The 25,559-nt window shown below is 51.5% G+C and carries 17 protein-coding genes; 8 read left to right on the top strand and 9 right to left on the bottom strand.

Annotation, left to right across the window (positions count from 1 at the left end; all coding sequences use genetic code 11):
- Positions 1–32 precede the first annotated feature (32 nt).
- Positions 33–557, top strand: a complete 525-nt coding sequence (locus tag B036_RS27905) for a TRAP transporter small permease subunit (RefSeq protein ID WP_044101716.1) — start codon at positions 33–35, stop codon at positions 555–557.
- On the top strand, positions 558–1,865 hold the full coding sequence (locus tag B036_RS0103570; RefSeq protein WP_020567314.1) for a TRAP transporter large permease: 1,308 nt from the start codon (positions 558–560) through the stop codon (positions 1,863–1,865). It begins immediately after the preceding gene.
- A gap of 196 nt (positions 1,866–2,061) precedes the next feature.
- Here B036_RS0103570 and B036_RS0103575 read toward each other — a convergent pair whose 3' ends face one another.
- On the bottom strand, positions 2,062–2,988 hold the full coding sequence (locus tag B036_RS0103575) for a DUF58 domain-containing protein (protein WP_026231655.1): 927 nt from the start codon (positions 2,986–2,988) through the stop codon (positions 2,062–2,064).
- 102 nt (positions 2,989–3,090) lie between these two features.
- Between B036_RS0103575 and B036_RS0103580 the strand changes: the two genes are divergently transcribed.
- Both B036_RS0103580 and B036_RS0103585 read left to right on the top strand, forming a co-directional pair.
- On the top strand, positions 3,091–3,555 hold the full coding sequence (locus tag B036_RS0103580) for a sporulation protein (protein WP_157472021.1): 465 nt from the start codon (positions 3,091–3,093) through the stop codon (positions 3,553–3,555).
- Positions 3,556–3,857: 302 nt separating this feature from the next.
- Complete coding sequence (locus B036_RS0103585; protein WP_020567317.1) at positions 3,858–4,610, top strand: hypothetical protein; 753 nt, start codon at positions 3,858–3,860, stop codon at positions 4,608–4,610.
- 55 nt (positions 4,611–4,665) lie between these two features.
- Here B036_RS0103585 and B036_RS0103590 read toward each other — a convergent pair whose 3' ends face one another.
- Positions 4,666–5,523, bottom strand: a complete 858-nt coding sequence (locus B036_RS0103590) for an alpha/beta hydrolase (RefSeq protein ID WP_020567318.1) — start codon at positions 5,521–5,523, stop codon at positions 4,666–4,668.
- A 189-nt stretch (positions 5,524–5,712) separates the two neighbouring features.
- On the opposite strand from B036_RS0103590, the gene fmt reads away from it, so the two are divergent.
- Genes fmt through B036_RS0103605 form a run of 3 tightly spaced genes read left to right on the top strand, consistent with a single transcriptional unit; the run spans position 5,713 to position 8,936 of the window.
- A complete protein-coding gene (gene fmt / locus B036_RS0103595; protein ID WP_026231656.1) occupies positions 5,713–6,648 on the top strand; it encodes a methionyl-tRNA formyltransferase in 936 nt (311 codons plus the stop codon).
- Between the two features lie 33 nt (positions 6,649–6,681).
- Positions 6,682–8,001 carry a hypothetical protein gene (locus B036_RS0103600; RefSeq protein WP_020567320.1) on the top strand — a complete coding sequence of 440 codons (1,320 nt, stop codon included), beginning with the start codon at positions 6,682–6,684 and terminating at the stop codon, positions 7,999–8,001.
- A 44-nt stretch (positions 8,002–8,045) separates the two neighbouring features.
- Positions 8,046–8,936, top strand: coding sequence for a class I SAM-dependent methyltransferase (locus B036_RS0103605; protein WP_026231657.1), 891 nt, complete (start codon positions 8,046–8,048; stop codon positions 8,934–8,936).
- Between the two features lie 198 nt (positions 8,937–9,134).
- Here the strand turns inward: B036_RS0103605 and B036_RS0103610 are convergent, their stop codons facing one another.
- The 5 genes from B036_RS0103610 to ilvC form a co-directional block, all read right to left on the bottom strand.
- Complete coding sequence (locus B036_RS0103610; RefSeq protein ID WP_020567322.1) at positions 9,135–11,519, bottom strand: choice-of-anchor B family protein; 2,385 nt, start codon at positions 11,517–11,519, stop codon at positions 9,135–9,137.
- A gap of 127 nt (positions 11,520–11,646) precedes the next feature.
- Positions 11,647–12,807 (bottom strand): hypothetical protein, encoded by a 1,161-nt coding sequence (locus B036_RS0103615; protein WP_020567323.1) that lies wholly within the window; start codon positions 12,805–12,807, stop codon positions 11,647–11,649.
- A gap of 80 nt (positions 12,808–12,887) precedes the next feature.
- Complete coding sequence (locus tag B036_RS27910; protein ID WP_020567324.1) at positions 12,888–16,130, bottom strand: UvrD-helicase domain-containing protein; 3,243 nt, start codon at positions 16,128–16,130, stop codon at positions 12,888–12,890.
- Between the two features lie 332 nt (positions 16,131–16,462).
- The gene (gene ilvA, locus B036_RS0103625; protein ID WP_020567325.1) at positions 16,463–17,719 is read right to left on the bottom strand and encodes a threonine ammonia-lyase; all 1,257 of its coding nucleotides are present in this window, start codon (positions 17,717–17,719) and stop codon (positions 16,463–16,465) included.
- A 124-nt stretch (positions 17,720–17,843) separates the two neighbouring features.
- Positions 17,844–18,890, bottom strand: a complete 1,047-nt coding sequence (gene ilvC / locus B036_RS0103630) for a ketol-acid reductoisomerase (protein WP_020567326.1) — start codon at positions 18,888–18,890, stop codon at positions 17,844–17,846.
- A gap of 406 nt (positions 18,891–19,296) precedes the next feature.
- Here ilvC and B036_RS0103635 point away from each other — a divergent pair, with 406 nt between their 5' ends.
- Positions 19,297–20,409, top strand: a complete 1,113-nt coding sequence (locus B036_RS0103635) for a glycerate kinase family protein (protein WP_020567327.1) — start codon at positions 19,297–19,299, stop codon at positions 20,407–20,409.
- 101 nt (positions 20,410–20,510) lie between these two features.
- On the opposite strand, the gene B036_RS0103640 is transcribed toward B036_RS0103635, so the two are convergent.
- Both B036_RS0103640 and B036_RS0103645 read right to left on the bottom strand, forming a co-directional pair.
- Positions 20,511–21,611: an amidohydrolase family protein gene (locus B036_RS0103640; RefSeq protein WP_020567328.1), complete on the bottom strand. Its 1,101-nt coding sequence runs from the start codon at positions 21,609–21,611 to the stop codon at positions 20,511–20,513.
- A 455-nt stretch (positions 21,612–22,066) separates the two neighbouring features.
- Positions 22,067–25,559 (bottom strand): T9SS type A sorting domain-containing protein (locus tag B036_RS0103645; RefSeq protein ID WP_020567329.1); only part of this gene is annotated, 3,493 nt, incomplete at its 5' end.

A 25,559-nucleotide genomic window follows, 5' to 3' on the forward strand; every position in this document is an offset into this window, starting at 1 on the left:
CCAACAGCCCAACAGACCAATAGCACCAACAAATGAAGCTAATCCGAAACATAGAGTCCCTGGTCGCATTTGTCGGTAAGGCCGCCGGGATGCTGAACCTGCTACTTATCGCGGTCATAGTAATCGACATCAGCCTGCGCACCCTGTTTTCGCTCACGGGAGCATGGGTCATTGAGTTAGAGTGGCACCTCTTTGCCATTGTTTTCCTTTTAGGAATTCCCTATGCGTTACAGCAGGACCGGCACGTGCGGGTAGACTTGTTTTACGAAAAATTCAGTAAGGGAAACAAACGACTCGTTAATTTGGTCGGTACTTTATTCTTCTTGTTACCCTGGGCCGTAGTGTTGTTGATTACCGGCTGGTATTATGCTGCCGAAGCCTTTTCCAGTGGTGAAGGAAGTCCAAACCCGAACGGAATACCTTATTTCTTTCCCATTAAATCGATGATTCCGCTTGCCGCCGGGCTACTGATCCTCCAGGCCATTGCGACGGGACTGACCGTATACTTTGAACCCGACGGCATGGATTGGGAGGTGAACGAAGATGAAGCGGAGTAGATGAGTCTGGCCATTCTTGCAATTATTCTTTTTGTCAGCATTTTCGTCCTGGTGCTGTACGGGTACCCAGTAGCTTTTACACTGGGGGGGCTGTCGTTAATCTATGCCTTTTGCTTTCTGGATCCAACGATACTGACGCTTTTACCCAACCGAGTAATGGGCGTGATGGACAATTCAGTGCTGCTGGCTGTCCCCCTCTTTGTCTTCATGGGCATTATGCTGGAGAAAAGTGGACTGGCGGAACGAATGCTGCACACCATGTCCGAGTTCTTCGGCAGGGTGCGGGGAGGTATGGCGGTTTCAGTCATCATTGTTGGCGCTTTGCTGGCGGCCTCTACCGGAATTGTGGGCGCTACGGTCATCACAATGGGGTTGATCAGCCTGCCCCCGATGCTAAAAAAAGGCTATCCGGCCACTATCTCTACGGGCGTCATCGCAGCTTCTGGCACTTTGGGGCAGATCATCCCACCTTCCGTCGTCCTGGTACTACTTGGCAGTGTGCTTGGTGTCTCCGTTGGGAAGCTGTTCCATGCAGCTCTTATTCCAAGTATGTTGCTTGTGGGAGGCTACGTTGCTTATATCCTGATTCTGGGGCTGATAAAACCTAACCTGTTTCCCCGTGGTAATGAGGAAGCTACTACCTGTGACAAAGCTTTCTTTGCCGACCTCATTGGTAGTTTGGTGCTTCCCCTTTCTCTGATCGTGGCGGTCCTTGGTTCGATCTTATGGGGGATCGCTTCTCCTACGGAGGCTGCCGCCATTGGCGCCGCAGGCGCCATGTTACTGACCTTTTTTCAAGGTAAACTCCGCTGGTCCACCGTCAAAGACGTCTGCCGGGATACCACCCACCTGACTTCAATGGTCTTCATGATCCTTCTTGGTGCCACTACCTTCAGCCTCGTCTTCCGGGAGCTGGGCGGCGATAGGTTCCTGCTACAACTGATCGAAGCAGGGGACCTAAGCGAGTATCAATTCCTGGCCCTGGTAATGGTCGTAGTCTTCGTCGCCGGCTTCTTCATCGACTTCATTGAAATCGTCTTCATCATCGTTCCGGTCGTAACGCCCATCTTCATCGGCTACGGAACGGACCTGATTTGGTTGGGTATTTTGCTGGGAATCAATCTGCAGACCAGTTTTCTTTCTCCTCCCTTTGGCTTCGCCTTGTTTTACCTCAAGGGCGTCGCTCCGCCGGAGGTGAAGACCGTGGATCTGTATCGGGGGATTGTGCCGTTTCTCGTTATCCAGGTGGTTTTGCTGGTTCTTGTCGTTGCTTTTCCTGAGTGGTTGGGGATAGTGGGCAGTAAGTAGAGAGAAGTAGAAAGAGCTCCGCATGAGGATGCTCGCTTCGCTCGATCTGTAAATTTGCTTTGCAGCTTTTGGTTCGCTTTCTTAGTGAAGCTCTCAATGCCTTATTGCTCTTAATGGTTAAAAAAAACCAAACCCGACGAGCGCAGCGAGCAAAGCCGTGCAGCAGCAATACTTACCACCCACTATATACTACCAATTACCCCATCCGATTCCGCTTAACCATATAAGCCTGCAGTACCGTCCGGAACCCATCATTGATATCCGCCTCCACATAATCAATCTTGTACTGAAGGCACTTCAGGCGCAGGCGTTCTTTATAGGCTTTTACCTGTTCAACGTAGTATTCCTTGACCTGGTTAGGCTGTAGTTTTACCCGGTCACCCGACTCCATGTCAATAAACTCGTAGGGACGATTGTCGAACTCAAAGTCGATTTCCTTTTTCTTGTCAACCGTGTGAAAAAGGACAACCTCATGCTTTGCGTGTTTCAGGTGCTGGAGCGCGCTGAAGAGGTCCTCCTCTTTTTCCGTGTCATCGAACATGTCGCTAAAAATGATGACCAGGGAACGACGGTGAATGCTGTCTGCTATTTGGTGGAGGGCGGCTGCGGCGCCCGTTTTTACGTCCCGGGTAGGGGTTTCCACCAGGTTTTGCAGGTGGGTAAGCAGGAGGCGGTAGTGGGTAGTACTTGATTTTGGTCGGGTATGTAGACCAACACCAGTGTCGAAGAAACTAAGGCCGAAAGCATCCCGCTGCTTCATTAACAGGTTCATCAGGCTGGCGGCGGCCAGCGCAGAAAACCGGATTTTGTTAATGTGGTCTTCTGAATTATTGGTTACCTCCGGGAAAAACATTGAAGAACTGGTGTCTACTACGATCTGGCAGCGCAGGTTTGTTTCTTCTTCATACCTTTTGGTGTACATCTTGTCGGTGCGGGCAAAAACTTTCCAGTCGATGTTTCTGGTTGGTTCACCTGGATTATAGATTCGGTGTTCGGCAAATTCTACGCTAAAACCGTGGAAGGGGCTTTTGTGCAGGCCAATGATAAAGCCTTCCACGACCTGGCGGGCGAGGAGGTCAAAGTTGCCAAGATTACGTACCTGTTCGTTGTCGATTAACTGCATTTCGTCTTTTTGGAGTCGATGGCGGGGGCCAACCATCGGTTACGTGGAGGTGTTTGTCGAGTATAACGTCCACAATGTACGCATCGTACTAACTTCGTGCTTATGCTAGGTAAAATGAAAAAGTGGTTGGGTATTGAAGGCGTCAAGCTTGAGCTTGAGCTTCCCAACAAATTCTCCCCACGACAGGGGACAGTGGACGGTAAGGTCCGCCTCTACAGCAAGAATGCGCAAACCGTCACTGGAATCCGATTGGTACTGGTAGAAAAATATTCCCGGGGCCGTGACGAGGAGCAGCTTGTTGACGAGTACATGCTCGGTGAGCTGATCATTTCTCAAACCATTGAGGTGCCCGAAGAAGGGGAGATCGTCGAAGTACCTTTCTCCCTCCCGTTCGAGCCAATGACTTCCGATGTAGAAGAATTTGGCAATCGGAACATCTTATTCCGCGGTCTTGCCTGGGTTGCCCGCAAGACGCGCAATGCTGACTCAGAGTTCCGGATCGAGGCTGAGGCGCAGGTTAAGGGAGTGGGACTGAACCCATTTGTGCAGGAAGTGCTCCCCAGTTGAGTTGGTGATTGGGTGAGTCGGTGAGTCGCTGCCACAGGTACCATTCACACCGCTTCGCTGGTTCAACCTGGATAGGGGCTTACTCACTCATTCATTTATTCCCGCCATTCACTTTGGCGGGGCCGCAGGTGCAGGGAAAGGCTATCGGAGCAGTGTGGCAACGCCAGCGTTGCTGTCCCGTCCACTTGAAATGTACGCAACGCAAGCAAATCCAGGTACTAAAGTTTTCTTAAACAACCCAGTTGGGTAGACAGTACTAATTCCGTCGGATTATCTTAGTCGGGCAATAAATACCTGCCCATATGAAATCCTCTACACTCTTTTCCTTGCTTCTTTTCTCCCTTTTCCTTTCCGCCTGCACGCCGCTGCGCGTCGTCCGCCTGGAACCGGATACGGAAGAAATCACCTTCCGCTACGGCGAAAAAGTTGTTACGGATGAAACGGCAGGTACCAGGGTAGACGTTAGTTATTACGACGCTTCTCCCCGCTTCATCGTTTTCAATCTGGAGGTAGAAAATACGGGCACGGAGCCATTTGATTTTGACCCCGTAAGCTGCCTGTTAGTGCCTGATGTTGGTCCCGTTTCCCAGGCCATCGATCCTGAGATACAGCTACTATCTATGGACGTTAAAACCATCCAGGATCAAAAAACTACCCGTGCGCTGGCGTGGGTAGGTGCCGGAATCCTGGTGGCTGGTGTTGCCGTTGATTTAAGTAATGGTAATTCCATTAATGATTTTGATAATGGATCGTTCTTCGCCGCAGATCTCGCGCTTACTTCCACCCAAAACCTGGCCTTCAGCCTGATTGACGTCAAGGCTGAACGGGATTATGTTCGCAATGCTGTGCCCTTTGATGATGAAATCCCCGTTCCGGCCAATCGTTTTTTCTGGTTAGATCATGCGCTCCGGATTACGACCGTCAAGCCAGGACAGAAGGTCTACGGAAAAATTGCTTTTCCTCGAAATGATCAAGCTACCAGCTTCTATTTCAATGTCTCCGTTAAAGGAAACGAATTCAAATTCCCGTTCAACCAGCAGTTGTTCAAGCCTTAATTCTATTAATGGTGGTCACTTTAGAGACATCAGAACTACAAGATGTCTACCGTGATCACACTGATTTAGGTTTTCGGTGAACCTCCGACAATTTCCCTTCTATCCAATCGAGTACATAGTTGAAAACCTGTTCCCGTTCTGGCTCGAAATGAAGCTCATGGTACAACTCAGGCCATATTTTTAGCGTCACATTTTCCGGGTTTCTACTGGCGAAGGCCTTGGTTCCTTCCGGGCTTGTGAGGCCGTCAGCTGCTCCGTGCATCATCAATGTGGGGACTTTCAGCCCGTCAGCGTAGACGTCTAATTCAGCCGCATTTTCCAGAATGTCAATGCCCGTACGACTGGTCAGTTTGGCATGCACCAGCGGATCGGCCTCGTATTTGGGCTTTACGGTAGGATTGCGGCTTAGCATATTGGTGTCCAGCGCGCTGTCCTGGGTGAAGGTCGGGTAGAAATTGCGCATGAGCTTACCCATTCCAACCAGGATGGGACTAGGTGTAAAACTAAGCCTGATGTGGGGGGCAGAAACAATTGCTCCTGATATATTTGGATTACGGCGGATCAGGTAGCGTAGTAATAAATGCCCACCCATACTGTGGCCGTACAAGAATACGGGGAGGTCAGGGTATCGGCGTTCACAGTTAATCAGTAATCTGGCAATTTCGTCAACGTACTCTTTGTAGTCTTCCGCATAACCTTTCCGACCTTCACTCCTGCCAAAACCTTGTCGGTCATAGCCCACAACGGCAATATCATGCTGGTTATACCAGGCGGCCATCTCATCGTACCGCCGGCAATGCTCTCCCACGCCATGGATTAGACCGATTACCGCGCGGGCATTCCGGGCCGGCCACTCCACGGCATAAATACGGTTGCCGTTGTCATTGTTCCAGTTAAATTCGATAGGGGCCATGCGTTGGTTTGTTTAAGCTTTGCTAAGGTACCTGTAAATCCCGTAGGAGTTAGCGGAGGATATGGGGAATCACGTACGTTGTAGATCACCTTGCCACGTGAGGAGACCTAGGGGGCGCTTTACTGCGATTACAACGGTGGAACAGCTCATGTTGAACGTGAAGCAGCCTTTTTTATTTAAATTCGCCAAATGAAGCCAAGAATAGTTTTCATGGGTACACCCGAATTCGCGGTGCCCAGCCTCGAAATACTCATAGCTGCCGGATATCCGGTCGTTGGGGTGGTAACTGCAACGGATAAAATGGGGGGCAGAGGTGGAAAAACCTTACTGGAATCCGCCGTGAAAAAATGTGCCGTCAGTCACAAAATTCCGGTCCTCCAACCTCGGAACCTCAAGGCTGATGACTTCCTCAAGGAGCTCCGTGCGCTTAAGGCTGAGCTACAGATCATTGTGGCCTTCCGGATGCTCCCGGTTGCCGTTTGGGATATGCCTCCGTTGGGTACGTTCAACCTTCATGGTTCGCTTTTGCCCAAGTTTCGTGGCGCCGCCCCCATCAATTGGGCGGTGATACGGGGGGAGAAGGAAACCGGATGCACTACTTTTTTCTTACAGCACGAAATCGATACGGGAGATGTCTTATTACAGAAGCGACTCCCTATAGGCCCTGACGACACGGCCGGAAACGTTCACGACGCGATGATGCTGGCCGGTGCTGAATTGGTGCTGCAAACGGTTCAATTGATCGAAACGAAGAATTACGAACTAAAGCCCCAGGAAGATGCTGAGGCCACCTCTGCACCCAAAATTCACCGGGACACCTGCGAAATAAACTGGAATCAACCCGTTCAGACGGTCCATGACTTCATTCGTGGCCTTAGTCCCTGGCCGGCTGCCTGGACGACTATGGAAGGCGGTCAGTTGAAGGTGATTCTTGGTAAAAAGGAGGTTAGCTCTCCCAAATCCGCACCAGGTACAATCAGCACCGATGGCAAAACTTTTCTTAAAGTGGCCTGCCAGGATGGCTACTTGCATATTTTACAATTGCAGCTGGAAGGTAAGCGTCGTATGAGTACCGGAGATTTTCTCCGGGGGACGAACCTGGCCGCTGGGTCAGTACTTAAATGAATGTCACCGAAAAAGATTAAGTAAAAGTCACTTATGTTCTCGAAAATTAAAGAAGCCATTTCTAACGGTGACCTTGTCATCGCGATTGCTGATTTACGTGCTTCTATCGGAAGAATAGATGGGTTACGCGAAGAAAAGCGGCGAGAATTTAGCGATCAGTTAGTGTTGATTTCCTCTCAATTAGCCCAGATCGAGAACGAAATAATTGCAGGAACTGCTAACCTGCGGGAGGTGGGCCCCGACTACACGAGAATTGCTGGCTCAGTACTCCGAATCATCAATAAAGCAGAAAACTCATTAGTCAGTAGCCGTCCCGGAATGAAAGCCGCTTCTGGTGACCTTGTGATGCACAATGATGATGAATTGACCTCTTCCGCTTTTGCCAGAAATTATGATTTCAGGTACCAACATTTAGCTATTGGTTTAAAAGCCAATGAAGCAAATGAGTTAGAAGAAGTGGTGTTTAACATACTTAAAAGTAGAGTTGATAAGCACAGTGGAATTTGGTCAGATGGGATGACCAAATCTTTTGACCTACAGCACGTCAATACCAGTGTCGCATATTACTTTCTGCAAAGAGGTATGGTAATACTGAATGATCCTTTTTTTGCACCAGTTATCAATTTTCTGGATACAATCACGGAAGTGTCCATTCCAAATCGGGCAAAGTTCTACTTTGACATTCAGACGAATAGAATCAGTGATCGTACCAGCTATGATTTTGTTAAAACGATCAGTCAACTGCAAATAGTAAGCGGTGACCTCTACGGTGCATTTAAAGCACCAGACCAGGGAGAAGCCGCGGCATCAGATTCTCCCAATAAAGAAATTGGACATTATGGTGGTTACACGTTTCATACACTGTTGATCTGTGATGCATTACTTCATCTTAACCCTAATCATTCCCGTAGCAACAAAGAGGCGGCACGGTTGCTGGAAGCAGCAAAGTCGTTTTTCGAAAAAGTAATGGAAATGCAGAATGGGTATCTGGTGGATCGACATGGTAATACTAGTCCGCAATTAACCACCTGGTACTACGTACTTGCTTTCAGTTTAGGAAGTAGTTTACCGGAACGTTGGCAAGCAAACATGAGAGAAATGCTTGAGGTCGAGCTTGGTTCCTTTTTTAAACGGACAATGATGGTGCTTAACTTCTCCCTTCTGTTGAAGCTTTATCCCCACCTGATCTCCTATCCTATTCGAGTAGATATCATCGACTATTTCGAGAAATATCACAAGACTTTAAAAGAGAAAGTGGCAAAAGATAGACTAGCGAGCGACACGTCAATCAACATTTCTCTCTACGGCCGCGCCTTGTTATACATGAACCAGGCGCTTGGGAATAAGATTTAAGAATTCTGCGGGTTTCCTCTACCTTACACCACAATCATTTACTTTTGTCTACGCTTCACCACGATCACTGCCCACTTTGTCACTCCGCCGCCATCACTCGGGAGATGTCGGTCAAAGACCACAGCATTACCAAAGAAACCTTTGAGCTGTGGCGATGCGCCGGTTGTGATTTCCTTTTCACCCAGGATCCCCCAAAACCAGAAGATGTTGGGCGATACTACCAGGGAGAAGAGTACATTAGTCATTCCGACAATCAGGATGGCCTGGTAAATAAGCTATACCACCATGCGCGCGACTTTATGCTAGGTCGAAAGTATGCGCTGGTTAAGCAGGTAGCTAAAGGAAAGCGATTGCTCGATTATGGTACGGGTACCGGTTATTTTACCGACTACATGGTGCGTAAAGGCTTTCAGGCTCAGGGTATTGAGATCGATGAAGGAGCAAGGAAATATGGACGGGAAAAGTTCGGTATTAAGGTCGATGCGCCAGTAGCACTATTTGATGAACTTGCGCCAGATTCCTTCGATGTCATCTCGCTGTGGCATGTCCTTGAGCACCTATACGACCCTAAAAAATACCTCAAAAGGTTCAACGAACTACTCGATGAGCATGGGAAGTTGATCATTGCCGTGCCTAATCATAAAAGTACCGATGCTGCTGCTTATGGCGCGGACTGGGCAGCTTATGACGTCCCACGCCACCTCTGGCACTTCAGCCCACTAACGATGCGGAAAATGGTGGAGATGGCGGGTTTCAGAGTAGTTGCTACCCGCCATATGCCGCTTGATCCATTCTATGTGTCGATCATGTCTCAGCGTTACCACAACGGCGGAGGCATCATCAGCGGGGCCATCAAAGGGCTGAATTCTTTCGTTGCAAGTACGCTGGATACAGAACGTGGAAGTTCGGTTATTTACGTTTGCGAGAAGGGCTGATTTTTGGGCGCGGCCGCTGGTACAATTTGAGTTGTAGGAGCAAGGAGCTAAATACTGAGTTGTTGGGTTGCAGCGTCACTGAGTGGCTGCCGCTTTAACCACTCACTTCACTGCGCTCATTCGCCCAAGATGAGCAAGCGCAGCTTGCGAGCGGAACTTGCGGTAGCCACTCAGCGATTCTCTAACTCAATGACTCTCTTATTTCTTAATCACCTTAGTCACGTAAACCCGCATCCCCCCGTCAAACAATTCAGCGAAGTACAGACCGGTAGGTAGATTTTCTCCAAAACTGACCGATTCACCAGAGAACGCCTGCTGGGAGACCATACGGCCCAGTGCATCCGTCACCCGGATGCTAGGGTTGGCCAGTGACTGTCCGGTGTACTGGAGATTAAAAGCTTCCTGGCTGGGGTTGGGGAATACTTTTGCTTGCAGGTTACTTGTAAAGTGATTATCAGTACCGCTCGGGATTTGACGACCGTATACGAGGAAGTTGTCGAATCCCCCTTCAACCAGATGGTCGGAACCTTCAAAATCACTGGTGGTTACGATGAGCTGCAAGCCTCGGGTAACGTCGACATAATCATCAACACGGAAAGAGTCTGCAATCCAGCGCGGATCGCCATCATCAACGTACTGTTTGACTACGGCGGTCTCCAGCCCGTTGGTGATGCTGATGGTGAGGGTGTCGTTTATCGGTTCACCTCCAACATTAGCAAACCAGTATTGATAGCTCACTTTCAGCTCAGCCAGGCGTAAGGGACCAAAAGTAGGTGAGGTGATGGTGGTTACTCCACCTTCTACGTCACCATCTCTTGGATTGCCGCCAATGTTACCCGTCACGTAGCATTCCTGGCCAAGGTCGCCGGAAGCATCTCTTCCGGGATTCACCGGGAGGCCTCTAAAGAAAGTACCATTGGGTACAGCACGTTCCCAGTTGCCTTCAAGGGCGTCACCAGAAACGGTCCAGCCCTCGTCCGTCACAAAATCATCCATATAGCCGGGTGTAAGCCGGAAGATGCGATCACCCAATGTTGTGGGGCTAATGTCAAATTCAGCTTTGGTGTAGTAGCCCCACTCTGCGACATAAAGTTCATAATCACCTTCAAAAACGTAGTCGATGGCAACTTTTCCTTCAGCATTTGTCAGCATATTGAAAGCGTAATCATCGTTTTTAAATACGAAGCTGGCGTTGGGAATTACCTCTTCCGTTTCGTCATTGATTACCGTAATACCGATGTTAACCCTGGGGATGGAAGTGTTGAGGGTGGTATCAAAAATGGTGCACACACCGTTTTCCAGTAATCGGGTAACGGTGATGGGTTCGTAGCTTGGGGCAGAAATAGTGATGTCGTACATTCCACCGTCCGCTAGTCCGGTTTTGTAATTGCCGAGTGCATCCGTGGTAGCCTCAATGGTTTGTGACGCCGCAATTTCTATTTGTACACCATTTATGGGCCGACCGGAGAGTTCGTCGGTGATGGAACCCTCAAGCCGTGCAGCTCTTTTGTAATCAACTTCTACCACATAAAGCCCGGTTGACCGATCAGTCAACAATGTGAGGCCACTTGGTAAGAAGGGGTAAGCTCCCCAGCAACCATTAAAGTCTCCATCAGGCCCTGGCCAGGTGTCGTAGTTGGCTACTTCGATAATATTATCTGGTTTACTGGCATCAGCAACACGAAGCCCGTCGGTATAATAACTAATGGAAAGGTAGTCGTCAATAACATGAACATTATGAGGAATCACGCCAGTTCCGATACTTTCTAACGGACGAAATTCAAAAAGCAGCTTGATGTCGTTTTTATCACGGACATCGTAAGCCGCTACGGGAGCATTAGGTTCTTCGTCAGTCGTGAAAACAAACTGGGCATCTTCAGTAGTCCATGCATTGTGGGTAAAGTCAAAAGGCGTTTGGGTGCTGCCAAGTGCCTTGATGTCGTCTAGGTCGGAGATGTCGTACATACTCATTTTGCCTTCATAGATCTCCGAGCAATAAAGGGTATCTCCTTTAGAGAATACGTCATGAGAATAGACAGCAGGGGCAAACCCAACGAATTCCGGCGTCATCGGGTCAGTATTCAGGTCAAATATGACGATGCCACCAGCGTTTATCCGCGAACGATTTTCGTTACCACCAGTGGTGTACATTCTACCTTTTAACGTATCGATGTACAGGTTATGGGATTGAATCAAAGATCTATTAGACCCCGGAAGTTGAAATACATTTCGCTTGAAGGTCACGTTGTTGGGCAAACCACTCAGGTCAAAAGCAGTAATCCCCTGGTTCCCCTGGTCGGCAACGGTGTAAGCGTATTCACCAAAGGTCTTAATATCGCGCCAGGTAGAATTATCTCCCGGAATAAAGACGACTTCTATAAGATTATCGGGATCAGCCAGGCTTACGAAAGAAGTACCGGTTTGAGTACCTACTATTGCATACTCTGTACCGTCAGGGGCCACATACCCCCAAACGTCGTTTACGCTTTGCGGGTAGTCCAGGTTGTCGCGAAGCGTAGTGTTGAGTTGGGCGGATAATATCGTCGTACAGGCCAAAAGCCCCAGGAGGAAAAACTGTTTCATGTAATATTGATGGTTAGAGCGGGCAAAGTTAATGGATTCGACCGACCATTCTTTCCTGACGGTTATAAAGTCAAGTTGCAGACTAAAACATCCGCTAACCATCTAACACCAAAAGTGGAAGAATCCCCTAACTACCACCTTCACCAAGTTCTAAACTGTCAGGTAGCAGGCGTTTTGGGACCTGTAATCCTTTTATAGTATCCATTGGATATACTGAAGAGTCCGGGTTCATTTCTCCAACATTAGGGTCTTGCTCAATGTATTTCTTTGAGCCATCGAATTGAACCAGCCAAACTCCGGCAACAACAAGTAACAAAAAGGTCGCCGCTAATGAAAGAAAAGAACGGCGTTTGGGCTTCCGTTTGAAATTGGGACGGGGAACAGGTGCTGGTGAAGGCACCGGAGCGGGCATGACCACCTCAGGTGGTGCTCCAGACCCGAGGGGCTTGTCAAACATTTCGTAATTAGGGGGCGGTTCAAAACGCTCAGCTTCTGTTTCTTCGGTAACGGGCATGGAGATTTTCGTTTCGTTTTCAGAAGCGATCATTCTGCGCATTTTCGCTGGGGGGGCTTCTTCCGCAGCCTCAGCTACAATAGAAATTGGCCGGCGCAGGATGACGTTCTTAGCCCGTTCTTTGCCGTTGATGGTTAACAGCACTGATATCTTCAGGATCAGCTGATGCTCTCCTTCTTGCAGAGGCCTGACGTTGAATACCCACTCCGTATAACTGTACGCGTCTACCACCTGCTCTCCGTCAGACAAAAGCATGATGTTGAAAACCGGATTGTCAGTTCCTCCCGGGTCGAGGATTTCAACCTCCATAACTTCACTTAACCCGATGTCTTCAATCACAAGATTTTCCTCCCCGGCAAGGCCCTCCAGTACCTGGTTCAATTCTTCAGCTATTCTTACAAGACAATCGTAGCTTTTATGAAGTATCATGTTTGTGGGAACCTGATAGAGCAGGTGCCCGGGTTTTAAGCCTGGCCGATGGGCCGGCTTGGGCTCGAAATCGGCCGTGGTCAGGTTGTCAATGAAGAGCAGGATATCGGCATTAAGGTTATTGCGCAGAATATCCAACCGCTCCTCACTCAGTGTATTATTGACCGTATGCAGGACGATGTCTGATTGCCGGGACTTCAGTATTACCACCTGGTTATGCTTAGCCCGACCAACTGGCAACGCCTCACTAAGCAGCTCAAGTGCATGATCTTGATTTGCTTGGATAATGGCCTCCCGGACATGCGTCCGGAGGTTTACTATTTCTTCCTGGGTAAGTATGGGCATCACGGTGAAGATAATATTTGGTCCTTATTCCCCCGGCATTTATGATGGAAAACAGGATTAATGCAGGAGAACAATCCCAATTATGCCATCCGAAACATCCCCCCGATTACCGGCACATGCAGCCATGCTTCCCGTACGACCTTGCTCATTAAACCTTCCACTGCATCCTGCGTCAGCGCCAAATGAGCCAAATAGGCGGGAAGCTGCTGTTCGAACTGTTTGCCTGTTTGATACACGTTAATGACGACGACTACCTCTTCGGCATTTAGCGCAATGATCCAGTCTGGCGAAATAGTCACTCGTTTCTCCGATATCTTATAATCCAAATTAACGCGCTGGAGAAGATTTGCCCCCGGGTATGTTTGCGCTAACCATTGAAAAAATGCCCTGCTTTGTTCCAGCATGTCATCGGGGTAGACGTCACCCCCCGGTAAGTAGTTTCGCACCAGTCCGGCAGCACGTTCCAGTGCAAGGTCAGCAGGTATTTCATGCGGTTTGCCCTGCTGGAAATTGGCGATACACTGCCCCAGTAACCGCTCGTCGTTGGCCGGATCGGGTGGGGGAGGCGCGTAATAGGTAAGCCGATCGACCACCTCACGGTCAGGGTAGTGCTTCAGCAGCCATTCCTCCGAAACGAATTGATCTTTATACAGTTTTCGGCCTGGTCGCATCCCCGCAATGAAAGGCACTGGTGAATACTGAAGCTGCGCAGATGGAAGGTTACGGGGTTCCGTCCAGGTCTGCAGCGCCTTGTTGACCTCATGTCCACCCCAATCAAAGGGCGCGTCGGTAGTGTCCGGACTGAGTACCGGTACCGTTCCCCCGCCCCGGGCAAAGGCCCGGTCAAGCCATGGAGCACCGTTCTTATTGGTTGGCAGGATCAGGTAATCGCGGGCTCGGGTAAAGCCCACGTAGAGCAACCTGGCCTCTTCGGCCGTGGCGTTTTCGGTTGATTCCGTTTGCCACTTACTTTCGGCCATTGCCTCCAGCCAGGGGACACCACCGGTAAGCCTGCCGTAGGGGTTTACCCAATAGCGCAGCCAGCGACCGGCCAGCGGCTCCCGGAGATCTACTTCTTCCCGTTCAGCAACCACGGCCATGCCCCATACATCTGCCCGCAGTTTTTGCTCCAGGTCCATCGCAATTACGGTGGGCCATTCGAGGCCTTTGCTTCGGTGGTAAGTGAGCACGTTCACGGCGTCCATCCGATCGCTCGCTCCCTGAGCATCCTTATCGTTGCGCAGCAGCCCATCGAGGTACAGCAAATAGCCACCCAGAGAGGCGGCCCGGTGTTGCCGGTGGCAGTTGTCTTCGTAGGCAACGGCGAGCCTGCGCAGTTCGTCGACGTTGCTCAGACGTTGCTCTCCGTCGCCCCAGGCGACGATAACCCGACGTAATTCCAGCCGCTCCAGCAGCAGGTTCAGCATTTCGCTGGTGGCGTGTTCGACGGTTGTTGTCCGGAGCTCGTCCAGAAACTGAATAAGTGGATCTTCCTTTGCCCAGCCGTTGATGCGTTCGTCCTCCTTTTTGCCTTCCAGCGCTTCAAGGTGATCAAGCCGTGAGTCGATGATGTCCGGCAGATTGTGCCGGCTGCCGAGAAGTAAAATTTCGGCGACCGACAAGCTGTCGGAAGCGTTAAGCAGGTATTTCAGGCAGGCGAGCAGCAGCGTCGCTTCGGCTGTTTGTAGCAAGCCATTCCGGGCAATGGCGGCGGGAATCCCCTGTTTGGCTAAGGCTTCGGCCATGGCCACGCAGGCGTAGTTGGAGCGGCAAAGGATGGCAATATCGCCTGGCAGCAAACTTCGTTCCTCCGAAGCTCCTTTGGGCAGGATAGGGGGAGGATTGTCCAGCATTTCGCGGATGGCTTTCGCCGTAACCTCTTTGTGCCAATCCTGGGAGATTCGTCCCATTCCTTCTAGCTCAAAGTGCCAATGTATAACGCCCGATCTTTCAGCTAGTTGGGAGCTTTCACTTGGAGCAAACTTACTTCCATTTCTAGCACGTACAGGGTCGAGCACTACCGCCGCTTCAGGTATGTCGTGGAAGGCCTTGGAAAAAAGGGCGTTGCAGGCAAAGACGATGTCTTCCCGGCTGCGCCAACTGTTTTTCTGGATGTTGGCCGTGTCCATTGGCCCATTGGCGTTCATAACTGCTGCCATCAGCCGGGGCTCTGCCCCGCGGAATCCGTAGATGGATTGTTTCGGGTCCCCAACCCATACGCTCTGGCTGGCCAGTTCGCTCAACCGGAGGAATACGGCCAATTGGATGGGACTGGTGTCCTGAAATTCGTCGACCATTAGCAGGTCCAGCTCCCGGCTCAGGGTTTCCCGGACCGAGGGATGGTCCAGCAGCCGAAGGACCAGGACTTCCATGTCGGTATAATCAATCCGGCCCCGCTGTTTTTTATACTTGTCGTATTCCGCGATGGCGGCCTCTGCGGAGTCGAAAAGGAGGTCCTGATACCGCTTCATGTCGTGCTGAAAGGCCTCCAGTGAAGGGTGCATTTCCCCGATCTTTACGACCTGCTCCACGCATTCTCTGCTCTTGGCACCAACTTCCTTTTCGAAGCGGGCGAGTTTGCAGAGGTGGTACCAGGGGAGGCTGCCTTTGCGTTGCAATTGGCCGAGGTATCGGCGCAGGGTTTGGCGAGCCGTTTGGGTTTTCTTCGTAGCGTCAACGTCTTCGTTCGCTTTAAGCGCCGCGATGGTCTCCTTAAGGGCAATCTCCAGTCGGCCTTTGAACTGATCTGCTGAAATGGAAGGATTGACGGGTGGCAGGAGTTTGGCCAGGCTGTCCCAGGAAAGCTGTTTGCTTTTAGCGATGGTGGCCCCGTCGAAGTTATTTCCCCGGATAACCTCTACCAATCGGAGGACCTCCTTACGCCAGTTGTACTTTTCTCCGTCGATGCTTAGTCCGAGGTTTTCACAGAGGCTTTCAATTTCATCAATTCTGGCTACATCGATCACGCTGGCCATGCTTAGGTTGAAAAGCCGCTGGTGATCTTCTTCGGCGATGATGTCAACCTGCGGAGAGACCCCGGCTTCGAAAGCGAAGCGGCGGAGCAGCTTCACACCTAAACCGTGGACGGTGCCGATGAGGGCATTTTTCAACTCGTTGGCCTCTCGGGACATGCCTTCCCGAAGTAGTTTTACGCGTACGCGCTCCCTGAGTTCCGCTGCCGCACGCTTGGTAAAGGTGGTGGCGATGATGCCGCCGGGGCGGGCTTTTCCGCTGGTCAGTAGCTCGGTCATCTCCTGGGTGAGGCGGTAGGTTTTACCACTGCCGGCACCGGCTGAAATTAGTTTCAGGTTGTTTAGGGGCATGGGGCGAAGGTAGGGACTGGAAGCTAGAATTCAGGAACCAGGGAGCTAGGAATTAGGAACTGGAAAGCCAGGAGCCAGGGGGGGATGATTTTGGACTGTCACGCAGGTTTTATCCATAAGGGCGAGTGGGCTGAGCCCCGAAATTTCTGGGCGGGGCCGCAGGTGCAAAGGGGAGCCGAATAAAGCAGGGTAGGGGTAACCTTTTTTCGGCCAGCCGCCGAGGGCGAATGCAAGGCGCACCAAGTACTGTGCTGCATTGCACCTGCGAGATGTACCACAGCCATTTACCTTTGCTATTTAGTCTTTTTTCCTGCACCTGCGGTCGCGCCCGTCTAAACAAACATGTCAAATAACATGGGCTGATCGTTGATCGCCTGGTACTGGATTCCGCCGTCGTCCATGCGCTTGAGTAAGCCCGCAAGCTCCTCAGACTTTTTTAGTTGAATGCCTACCAGCGCCGGGCCCATCGCCCGGTTATGTTTCTTAGTGTACTCGAAGTGGGTGATGTCGTCTTCGGGCCCGAGCAGATTGAGGAAGTCACGCAAAGCACCCGCCCGCTGGGGGAACTTAACGATGAAATAGTGCTTCAACCCGGCATACAGCAGGGCCCTTTCCTGAATCTCAGCCGTGCGGGTAATGTCGTTGTTGCCACCACCGATGACGCACACCACGGTCTTGCCCTTTATGTCACCAAGTTGGTCGAGCGCCGCCACCGCCAGTGTCCCGGCGGGTTCTACTACCAGGCCATCCTCGTTGTACAGTTCAAGCATGGTCATACATACCTTGCCTTCGGGAACCAGGAGGATTCCTTCCGTTACCGCTTTTACGATGGGGAAATTGTTCTTGCCTACGCGCCGCACCGCCGCACCATCGACGAAACTGTCGATATGCTCAAGGGTGATGACTTCTCCCTTAGCGATGCTGTCGTGCATCGCCGGGGCTCCGCCCGGCTCCACACCAAAAATTTTCGTGTGTGCGCTGAGCTGCGCAAAAACACTGCCCACTCCCGCACTCAACCCGCCGCCACCAACGGCCATCACCAGGTAGTCGATCTGACCAGGCGCATCATCCAGTATTTCCAGCCCTACGGTGCCCTGGCCCGCAATCGTATCCCGGTCATCGAAGGGGTGCACGTAGGTCAGGCCTTGTTCTTCCATCGCCTTCATCGACTCGGCGTAGGCCGCATCAAAGTTGTCGCCAATCAGGACCACTTCTACGTATTCCTTGCCGAAAGTCCGGACCTTATTTACTTTCTGCAATGGCGTCACGGCTGGCATATAAATGGTGCCCTTCACCTTCATTTTTGCACACGCGCTGGCCACACCCTGAGCATGGTTGCCAGCACTGGCACACACTACGCCGCGTTCCTTTTGCTTTTTAGACAGCAGAGACATTTTGTTGTAGGCTCCCCTGATTTTGTAACTCCGCACTTCCTGCAAATCCTCCCGCTTCAGGTAAATCTCCGCACCGTACAGTTCACTCAGGCGAGGGTTCCGTTGCAGGGGCGTATGCAGCGCAACGCCGCGTAGCCGCTGGCGAGCCCGCATGACGTCTTCTACGGCGATTAGTGAGGAGGTTATGGTGGGCATGGTTGCAGGTTTCAGGTTGCAGGTTTCAGGTTGCAGGTTTCAGGTTGCATGGTGCAGGTTGTCGCCACAACTTGCAACTTGCAACTTGCAACTTGCAACTTGCAACCTGCAACCTGAAACCTGATTAGTTATTCTCTGGGCGCAGGCCACGAACGGTCCGTCCTGCCTGCCACATTTCGCTGTCGTGAAGCTCCTTGAGTTCAGCTTCCAGCTTGACACGGTAGTCAGACTGAGAGTTGGAGTCGATGCTGCGCTGTGCTTCTTCTCCGGTAGCTACGCTGCGGTAAAGGTCTTCGAAGACGGGGCGGGTAGCGTCGCGGAACTTGTCTTTCCAGTCCAGCGCTCCGCGCTGGGCGGTGGTGGAACAGTTGGCGTACATCCAGTCCATACCGTTTTCGGCAACGAGGGGCATGAGGCTCTGGGTTAGTTCTTCCACCGTTTCATTGAAGGCTTCAGAGGGCGTGTGGCCATTCTCACGCAGTACGCCGTACTGCGCTTCGAAGATGCCCTGAATGGCGCCCATCAGGGTGCCACGTTCGCCGGTAAGGTCAGAGTAGACTTCCCGTTGGAAATCGGTCTCGAACAGGTAGCCGGAACCCACTCCGATGCCGAGGGCGATGACGCGCTCGTAGGCACGGCCGGTCGCATCCTGCTTGATGGCGAAACTGGAGTTAAGACCGCGTCCCTGCAGGAACATCCGACGGAGGCTCGTACCGGATCCCTTGGGAGCTACGAGGATCACGTCGATATCGTCGGGGGCAACAATGCCCGTCCGCTTATCAAACGTGATGCCAAAGCCGTGGCTGAAGTAAAGTGCCTTGCCGGCCGTGAGGTACGGCTTGAGGGTTGGCCACACTTCGATCTGCGCTGCATCAGAGAGGAGGTACTGAATGATGGTGCCCCGGTCAGCCGCTTCTTCGATGGGAAAGAGCGTCTCTCCGGGTACCCAGCCGTCGGCAACTGCTTTATCCCAGCTGGCGCCGCCTTTCCGTTGACCAACGATCACGTTGAAGCCATTATCACGTAAGTTCAGGCTTTGGCCAGGACCCTGTACGCCGTAGCCGAGTACCGCAATGGTTTCGTCCTTCAACGTTTCCAGGGCTTTCTCCAGGGGGAATTCTTCACGTAAGACGACCTTCTCTTCGGTGCCGCCGAAATTTAGCATTGCCATTTTTCTATGTTTTTTGGTGGTCTGCAAAGATGCGAAAGGTGGGAGAAAGGGCTTAGGTTAAAAGATAAGCCATTTACGATGGCTAGGAGAGGCTGTGGCTTTATAGTTCGTGGTGGACTTATTGGTTTTATCAAACTAGCCGAAGCGTCAAGAATTGAATTCTCGCCACCATATCCGCCTACGGCGGTCAGCCGAGTTGCTCTTCATCCTCCAAATGCTCCGCTAAGCCCGAATATCCATCCGACGGAGTTCCAAAATTCTTAATACCTGAACCCCCTTAATGGTTCCTTCAGCTCCCTTTCTCTTAGTGTAGCGCTTAGTGTTCTTATCTCCTTAGTGGTTATTCCTTTAGTGGTTACTCCCCCCAAAGCTTCCAAAATCGCCCCCCTCACCGTACCTTCCACCAATGAAAATCCTAATCGCCCCCGATAAATTTAAAGGCACCCTTTCCGCAGCCGGCGTAGCTGCGGCCATCGGCCGGGTGGTACGGAAAAAATACCCGGAGGCGGAGATCATCGAACAACCGCTGGCCGATGGTGGGGAAGGCAGCCTGGAGCTCCTGCAACAGTTGTTACCCCTGCAAAAGCACCGGCTGGAGGTCACCGGCCCATTGCGTAAGCCCGTCCAGGCGGAGTACCTGATGGGGGAGGGCAAAGCCTACATCGAGGTCGCGCAGGCCGCAGGCCTGCAACACGTTCCCGGTCCCCGCCGCGATCCCGGGCATACCACCACCATCGGCGTTGGTACCCTGATCGACGACGCCATCGCCCGGGGAGCCAATGACATCTACCTCTTCCTTGGCGGAAGCGCTACCAACGACTGTGGTGCCGGCATGGCCGCCGCCCTTGGCTACCGGTTTTTCGGCAAGAAAGCCGAAGACTTTGTACCCACGGGAAACTCCCTGGAATGGGTGGAACGGATCGATCACTCCGAGGTGATCCCAATGCTTAAGGATGTTCGTTTTACTGCCGTCTGCGATGTGGACAATCCGTTGCTCGGTGCTTCAGGCGCCACTTTTACCTACGCAGCGCAAAAAGGTGCGACGGTAGCTGATTTGCCGGAATTGGAACGAAATATGAGCATTTTTGCGGACCGAATCAATACTTCGTTAGGCAGAGATGTCCGGACCATTTCGGGGGCTGGCGCAGCCGGCGGACTGGGGGCGGGCTGCGTCGCCTTCCTCGGCGCCGGGCTACGCCCCGGCATCGATGTTTTGATGGAGGCAGTCGGCTTCACCAACCTCGTCAAGGGCGCTGACATGGTCATCACCGGCGAAGGAAAAATCGACAACCAAACCATCCACGGCAAGGTGGTCAGCGGGGTAGCCCGGGCCGCCAGGGAAGCTGGAGTGCCGAAGGTCATCGCGTTTTGCGGTCGTCAGGAGGTGACCGCTGCCGACGTCAAGGCCATTGGCCTAAGCAGCGTTCATGCTTTGCTCGACCTTTCTTCCATGACGCTCTCTCAGGCGATGTACCGTACGGAAGAGTCTTTGGAGTGGTTGGTTTCTTTGCGGTTATAGAGAATGGTGTTCCAGTAACCATTAAGGGCATTCAGGCATTAAGAAGAAGTGAAATTTTCTTAATGCCTGAATGCCCTTAATGGGAAAAAAAGCGCAGCAGATTATTTCCACATAGCCTCTTTCAGTCCCACCAGTCGCACCGCATTCTTCCAGTATAACTTCTCAAGAATAGGCTTAGGTAAATCCAGGCCGTACATTTTCCAGAAGGCGTGATAGCGCTTGTAATAAGGGAAGTACTCGTCATCTGTTTCCAGGACGCGGAAGTAAGTGGCATATTCTCCCGGGTTGTAGGAATCTTTGCCGAAGAGTACCCGGTCCTGGTATTTCTCGAAAAAGCGATTGGCGGCGCGGGGCTGCCGGCCCAATTCTGCGATCACGGCACCGATCTCTACGTTGACGTTGGGGTTGTCGTCCAGGAACTTGCCCAGGAAGGTCAGGTCGTTGCCGTACCAGGCCATGTGAGCCGCAATGAAATTGGTGTTGGGGTTTTGCTTGAACAGGTCGTGGGCTTCGGCAGCGATGGTCTCCCAGCTGGCGGGGTTGTCGGGGCCACGCTTACGGCCCGGGCGAAGCTTTAGCTCCAGCCAGCGCTCGTTGTCCGCATCGTGGTCTTGCCAAAATTGTTTGGGATCGGCGTAGTGGATCAGGACGGGCCAGTTGAATTCGCCGGCCAGCTCGAAAATTGGCTTCAGGCGCGGATCATTGATCTTGATCCGGTTGCCAGCTTTATCTGTGTTGGACATTCCCTGAGACTTATAAATCTTGAGTCCTCGGGCACCGATGCTTTTGTCGTAGCGAAGCTGCGTCAGCGTAGCCTCCAGGTAATCGGGATCGTCGATACTACGGATTTCAATGTTCGTGAAACAGACGATTCTATCCTGGTAGCCAGATTTGTTGATGTTGTCCATCATGCCTTTCAGGGCTTCTCCGCCGCGGCCGCTGAGGTTGACAACTACCTGCATATTGAGCTCATCCATTTCCCCGATCAGTTTATCCAGGTCCTGGGTACCCATCCTCCAGTGGTGACTGTGGATGTCTACGAAAGGAATGCTGGCCCGGGTCATCGGGTGTTCAGGAACCACCAGTGTGCTGGGCGGGTCGTAGTCTTCGAAGCTTACCGTCAGGCTGGAATCGATCGGTGTGCGTTGTGCGGATAGGGTAGTGGCCAGGGCCAGGCAGAAAAGGAGGTAGTAAAATCTCATGGTATCAGTTAATTGCGGAGCGCAAGGTCGGTAAAAGAAATGGAATATTACAGTTGTAGTAGGTTTCTTAGCCTGTAGTTCATAGTCAGTAGTTCATCGGAGGCTAATTTTTAGCAAACTGTCCCACTATGAACTATGAATTTAATCAGGCGCGGCCGCAGGTGCAAGAATTGGTTGAGGGCTTGTGGTACGGAGGCAAACGGGGCTGCGGGCTCCCGAAGCTTAGAAAGTCAGCAGCACTTATCGTTGCGTGTTAAAGAATTATCGTACTCCCTTGTCTCTAGCGGACTGAAAGTCTTAAATCATTGTTACTTCAATACTGCGAATTCAGTTGGTTCCCGCTTGCTGTTTATCCTACTTACTTTGCACCTGCGGCCCCGCCCTGAAAGCGAGAAAAAAGCGAACCGCTGCCGGAAAATCCGACAGCAGTTCGCTAAATCAATACCTGACGTTAATTATGGTTTGATGACCACAATTTTTTGGACGCTACTCAGCCCGTTCTCCTGTTGGAGTCGCACTAAATATGGTCCGTCGGGCAGGGTGTTGATGTTGACCTCGTAGGGCCCGTCTGGCCAGTTGTTCACCTTGCGGGAAATAAGTTTCCTGCCAACCAGATCGGTCACTTCAAAGATGACCGGACTTCCATCATTTCTAGCAAGAGAGATGGAGATGGAGGTGGTGGCCGGGTTCGGGTAAACGGTGAACCCGCGACCTTCACCAACTGATCCTGTACCAAATTCTTCAATCTGCCCAATGGTGATCGTTTGCTTCACGCATTCTGCGGTGTAGGTACAAAGCTGCGTACATCCATCGGCGTCAGTGACCAGCACTTCGAAGTTCTGGCGTGTGTAGCCACTCGTGAAGGTGACGGTCTGTTCGTCGGAGCCATCAGTAATGAAACCATCACAATCGACCATTTTCCATTCGTAAGTATAGGGTGCTCGTCCGCCGCTATTAATCACCGTGAGCTGATTATTTGATCTGCCGCAGATGTCGCCTTCCAGTTCAAATTCACAACTGATTTCCTTATCAATGTAAGTGATGAATTGCTCAAATACCTGCATGTTTCCACAAAGGTCTGTAGCTATCCATTTACGGATTAGTAAGAAACCTTCCTCCGTATCGGTTGTACTGGTGCTATAATCCAGTCGGGCACTGCTGCAGGCGTCAAATGCAGTAGGATGCTGCACGGCGGGAATTTCGTCATCACAGAAAATTGTGTATTTAGGCTGCGGCGTATTGAATAAGGCCGGAGCGTCATTGTCGACAAAAGTGATGGTTAGTTCATAGGTACTTGCGTTTCCACAGGCATCAGTAGCTGTCCAGACGTATTCATAAGTTCCGAGGTAACCATCGGGATCACAATCGTCTTCCGTAAGCCTGGTGATGTTCACGCTAAGGTTTACATCTGCAGGGCAGTTGTCGATCAGCTCAAAGGCCCGGTTTCCGAAATCAGGGTAGCCCTGGTCGTTGATACGCGGGAACGGACAGGAAAGCGAAATAACGTCGCCGTTCCGGGTTTCGTCCAGACGATTATGGACCGGCACAAACTCCGGAGCGGTATCATCCTCACTTTGCTGGTATCTGTTGGCAGTACTTACGTTTCCACAGGCATCAGTAGCCGTCCAGGTCCAGGTCGTAAGCAGACCACAACCGTCAAGTTGACTAGTGGTTGAGGTAAAGGTGACCGGTACTTCCACGCCAAGACATTCGTCGATTGCGACGACCATCGTTGGGTCGATTTCTTCCGCGCAGCCATCATCCGGCAGGTTCTTGAACACGGGACCGAAGAAGTCTCTGACGTGAATTATTTGAACTGCTGTAGAAGTGTTGCCACAAATATCAACTGCAGTCCATTCGTAACGGTAGGCACCAACTTCTCCCGGGCAATTAGCGGTTGGATCATCGATCCAGGCTCCAAAGATGGTGTCAACGGAGCTACAAGCTTCGGTGACTTCAGGCAGAGGAATTTCAGCTCTACAGTCGAGATCAATCTCAGCCAGTTCTTCGAATACCGGGCCTTCAAGGTCAATTAGTCGAACAAAGGCCTGGAAAGACAGTGTTCCGCCACAAACGTCTTCCGCTTCGACCAAAAGTGTGGCTCTTGCGTAAACACCTCTTGACCCACATTCTGTAAGTGCCAGGTCTTCTATATCTACTTTAACGTTGGTAATGGCACAAACCTGAGAGTAGTCTATGTTCTCAATTACATAGTTTCTTAAGCCCAGGTCTCTTTCATTACAATTCACCGGAATACTCAATGAACCACCCGAGAAAACCGGATTTCCATCAGCATCCAGTATCGCAATATTGGAGGCTTGTCCGCCTGATAGAATGATTTCCTGGGAAGCTGATGCCGTGTTCCCACAGCGGTCGGTTGCGGTCCATGTTCTGATCACTACTAATCCTCCATCTCCACACTCCATTGGGTCAGACTCGGTCATAGTGACTGAGGGCGCGCCACATTCGTCGACGGCGAAAACCCGTGGTGCCGGAGGTAATACATCTGCACAAGTATTCTCGGGAACATCGATTAGTTCAGGTGCTGTTTGGTCAAGGACTTCGACGGTGACAACCATTTGTGTAGTATTTCCGCAATCGTCGGTTGCAGTCACCGTGATGGTTGCCAGGTAGGAATAACCGAAAGTGGCACAGTCGACGAAGTTACCGTAGTCCCAGTCAATGTCAAATTTAGGATCGGCATCACAGTTGTCTTCGACAATCGTAGTCTCTAAATCGTCCTCAATCTGTCTCAGCTCCTGGCAGGTAGCTTGCGTGGTACCACCATTTGTCAGGTCAACCAGGAAGTGTCCGGTTAGCCAAATTTGAGGTGGTGTTTCATCCTGAACGGTGACAGTTTGGACGAGATCGGAACTGTTTCCACAGCCATCTGTAAAGGTAAATGTCCTGATCAGGGTGTAGCCACCGCCACAATTGCCATCAACCCGTTGGGTGGACAGTGTCGTAGTTACAGAACTACAATTGTCCGTTGCTTCAGGGAATATCGGCGCAGGAACGTTATCACAGCTGGCGGTCAACTGGGTAGGATAGCCGGGAACCGGTGTCGGTGCTTCGGTATCAATGATGGTCATGAAGACGGTGAAGGTACTTGCGTTGCCACAGGCGTCGGTAGCCGTCCATGTACATCTCCAGCGGCTGATAAAGTCACTAACGCCACATTCACCTTCCTCTAAGAGTTCATCTTCAAAGGTGATCGTTACGTTGCTGCAATCATCGATCGCTGTAACGTCATTGGCGCCATCTCCAAACGGAGCCCAGTCTTCGTCCCTGTTTTGACATTCGGCGGTAATCGTCGCGTTATTCTCTACGTCTCCGAACAATGGAATGATCAGAGGCGGTTCAGTATCGGGCAAAACATCAACCGTTACGATTTCAGTAGTGGAGTTGTTGCAATTGTCAGTAGCCATTACCTCCCAGCTGACGGTGTAACCGTTACAAATGTCTTCCACAAATGGAAGCCGATTGATGCTGGAAGTAGCAATACCACAGTTATCAGTAATGCTGATTCCATCCGTTGATGGGAGCGGATCATTGCAGGCAATCGGATCGAAATCGGCGGAGACCATAGGGTCTTCAGTATCCTCCGTCCAGGTATAGGTAACGATACAATCGGCATCGTTCAAGCACGCGTCGGTAGCGGTAACGGTGAAGGTTTGAGTGCGGGTACAGCCGTTGCTTATTACGTTGCCAGGCACGACCGTTACGGTCGGGGTGCCACAGGCATCGGTGGCCGTTCCGGCCGCAGCGATAGCATCCGCGCCAGTCGGCAGGGTAGGATTGCAAAGCAAGTCGATGGGAGCGGTGGGGCAATTGGTGAAAACGGGATCTTCTCTGTCCTCCACCCAGGTGTAGGTGATGGTCACCGTCTGTGCCACGTTGAGACAAGCGTCGGTGTAATTGGCCGTCCAGGTCTGTGTGCGGGCGCAA

Origin of the sequence: Neolewinella persica DSM 23188, assembly GCF_000373105.1 — a bacterium.
In the GTDB taxonomy this organism is placed as follows: domain Bacteria; phylum Bacteroidota; class Bacteroidia; order Chitinophagales; family Saprospiraceae; genus Neolewinella; species Neolewinella persica.

Coding starts and splice junctions, on each gene's coding strand:
- B036_RS0103580 (WP_157472021.1), top strand. CDS start 3,091: ATGCTAGGTAAAATGAAAAAGTGGTTGGGTATTGAAGGCGTCAAGCTT.
- fmt (WP_026231656.1), top strand. CDS start 5,713: ATGAAGCCAAGAATAGTTTTCATGGGTACACCCGAATTCGCGGTGCCC.
- B036_RS0103585 (WP_020567317.1), top strand. CDS start 3,858: ATGAAATCCTCTACACTCTTTTCCTTGCTTCTTTTCTCCCTTTTCCTT.
- B036_RS0103610 (WP_020567322.1), bottom strand. CDS start 11,519: ATGAAACAGTTTTTCCTCCTGGGGCTTTTGGCCTGTACGACGATATTA.
- ilvA (WP_020567325.1), bottom strand. CDS start 17,719: ATGCCCACCATAACCTCCTCACTAATCGCCGTAGAAGACGTCATGCGG.
- B036_RS0103635 (WP_020567327.1), top strand. CDS start 19,297: ATGAAAATCCTAATCGCCCCCGATAAATTTAAAGGCACCCTTTCCGCA.
- B036_RS0103570 (WP_020567314.1), top strand. CDS start 558: ATGAGTCTGGCCATTCTTGCAATTATTCTTTTTGTCAGCATTTTCGTC.
- B036_RS0103575 (WP_026231655.1), bottom strand. CDS start 2,988: ATGCAGTTAATCGACAACGAACAGGTACGTAATCTTGGCAACTTTGAC.
- B036_RS27905 (WP_044101716.1), top strand. CDS start 33: ATGAAGCTAATCCGAAACATAGAGTCCCTGGTCGCATTTGTCGGTAAG.
- B036_RS0103600 (WP_020567320.1), top strand. CDS start 6,682: ATGTTCTCGAAAATTAAAGAAGCCATTTCTAACGGTGACCTTGTCATC.
- B036_RS0103615 (WP_020567323.1), bottom strand. CDS start 12,807: ATGCCCATACTTACCCAGGAAGAAATAGTAAACCTCCGGACGCATGTC.
- B036_RS0103640 (WP_020567328.1), bottom strand. CDS start 21,611: ATGAGATTTTACTACCTCCTTTTCTGCCTGGCCCTGGCCACTACCCTA.
- B036_RS0103590 (WP_020567318.1), bottom strand. CDS start 5,523: ATGGCCCCTATCGAATTTAACTGGAACAATGACAACGGCAACCGTATT.
- B036_RS27910 (WP_020567324.1), bottom strand. CDS start 16,130: ATGCCCCTAAACAACCTGAAACTAATTTCAGCCGGTGCCGGCAGTGGT.
- ilvC (WP_020567326.1), bottom strand. CDS start 18,890: ATGGCAATGCTAAATTTCGGCGGCACCGAAGAGAAGGTCGTCTTACGT.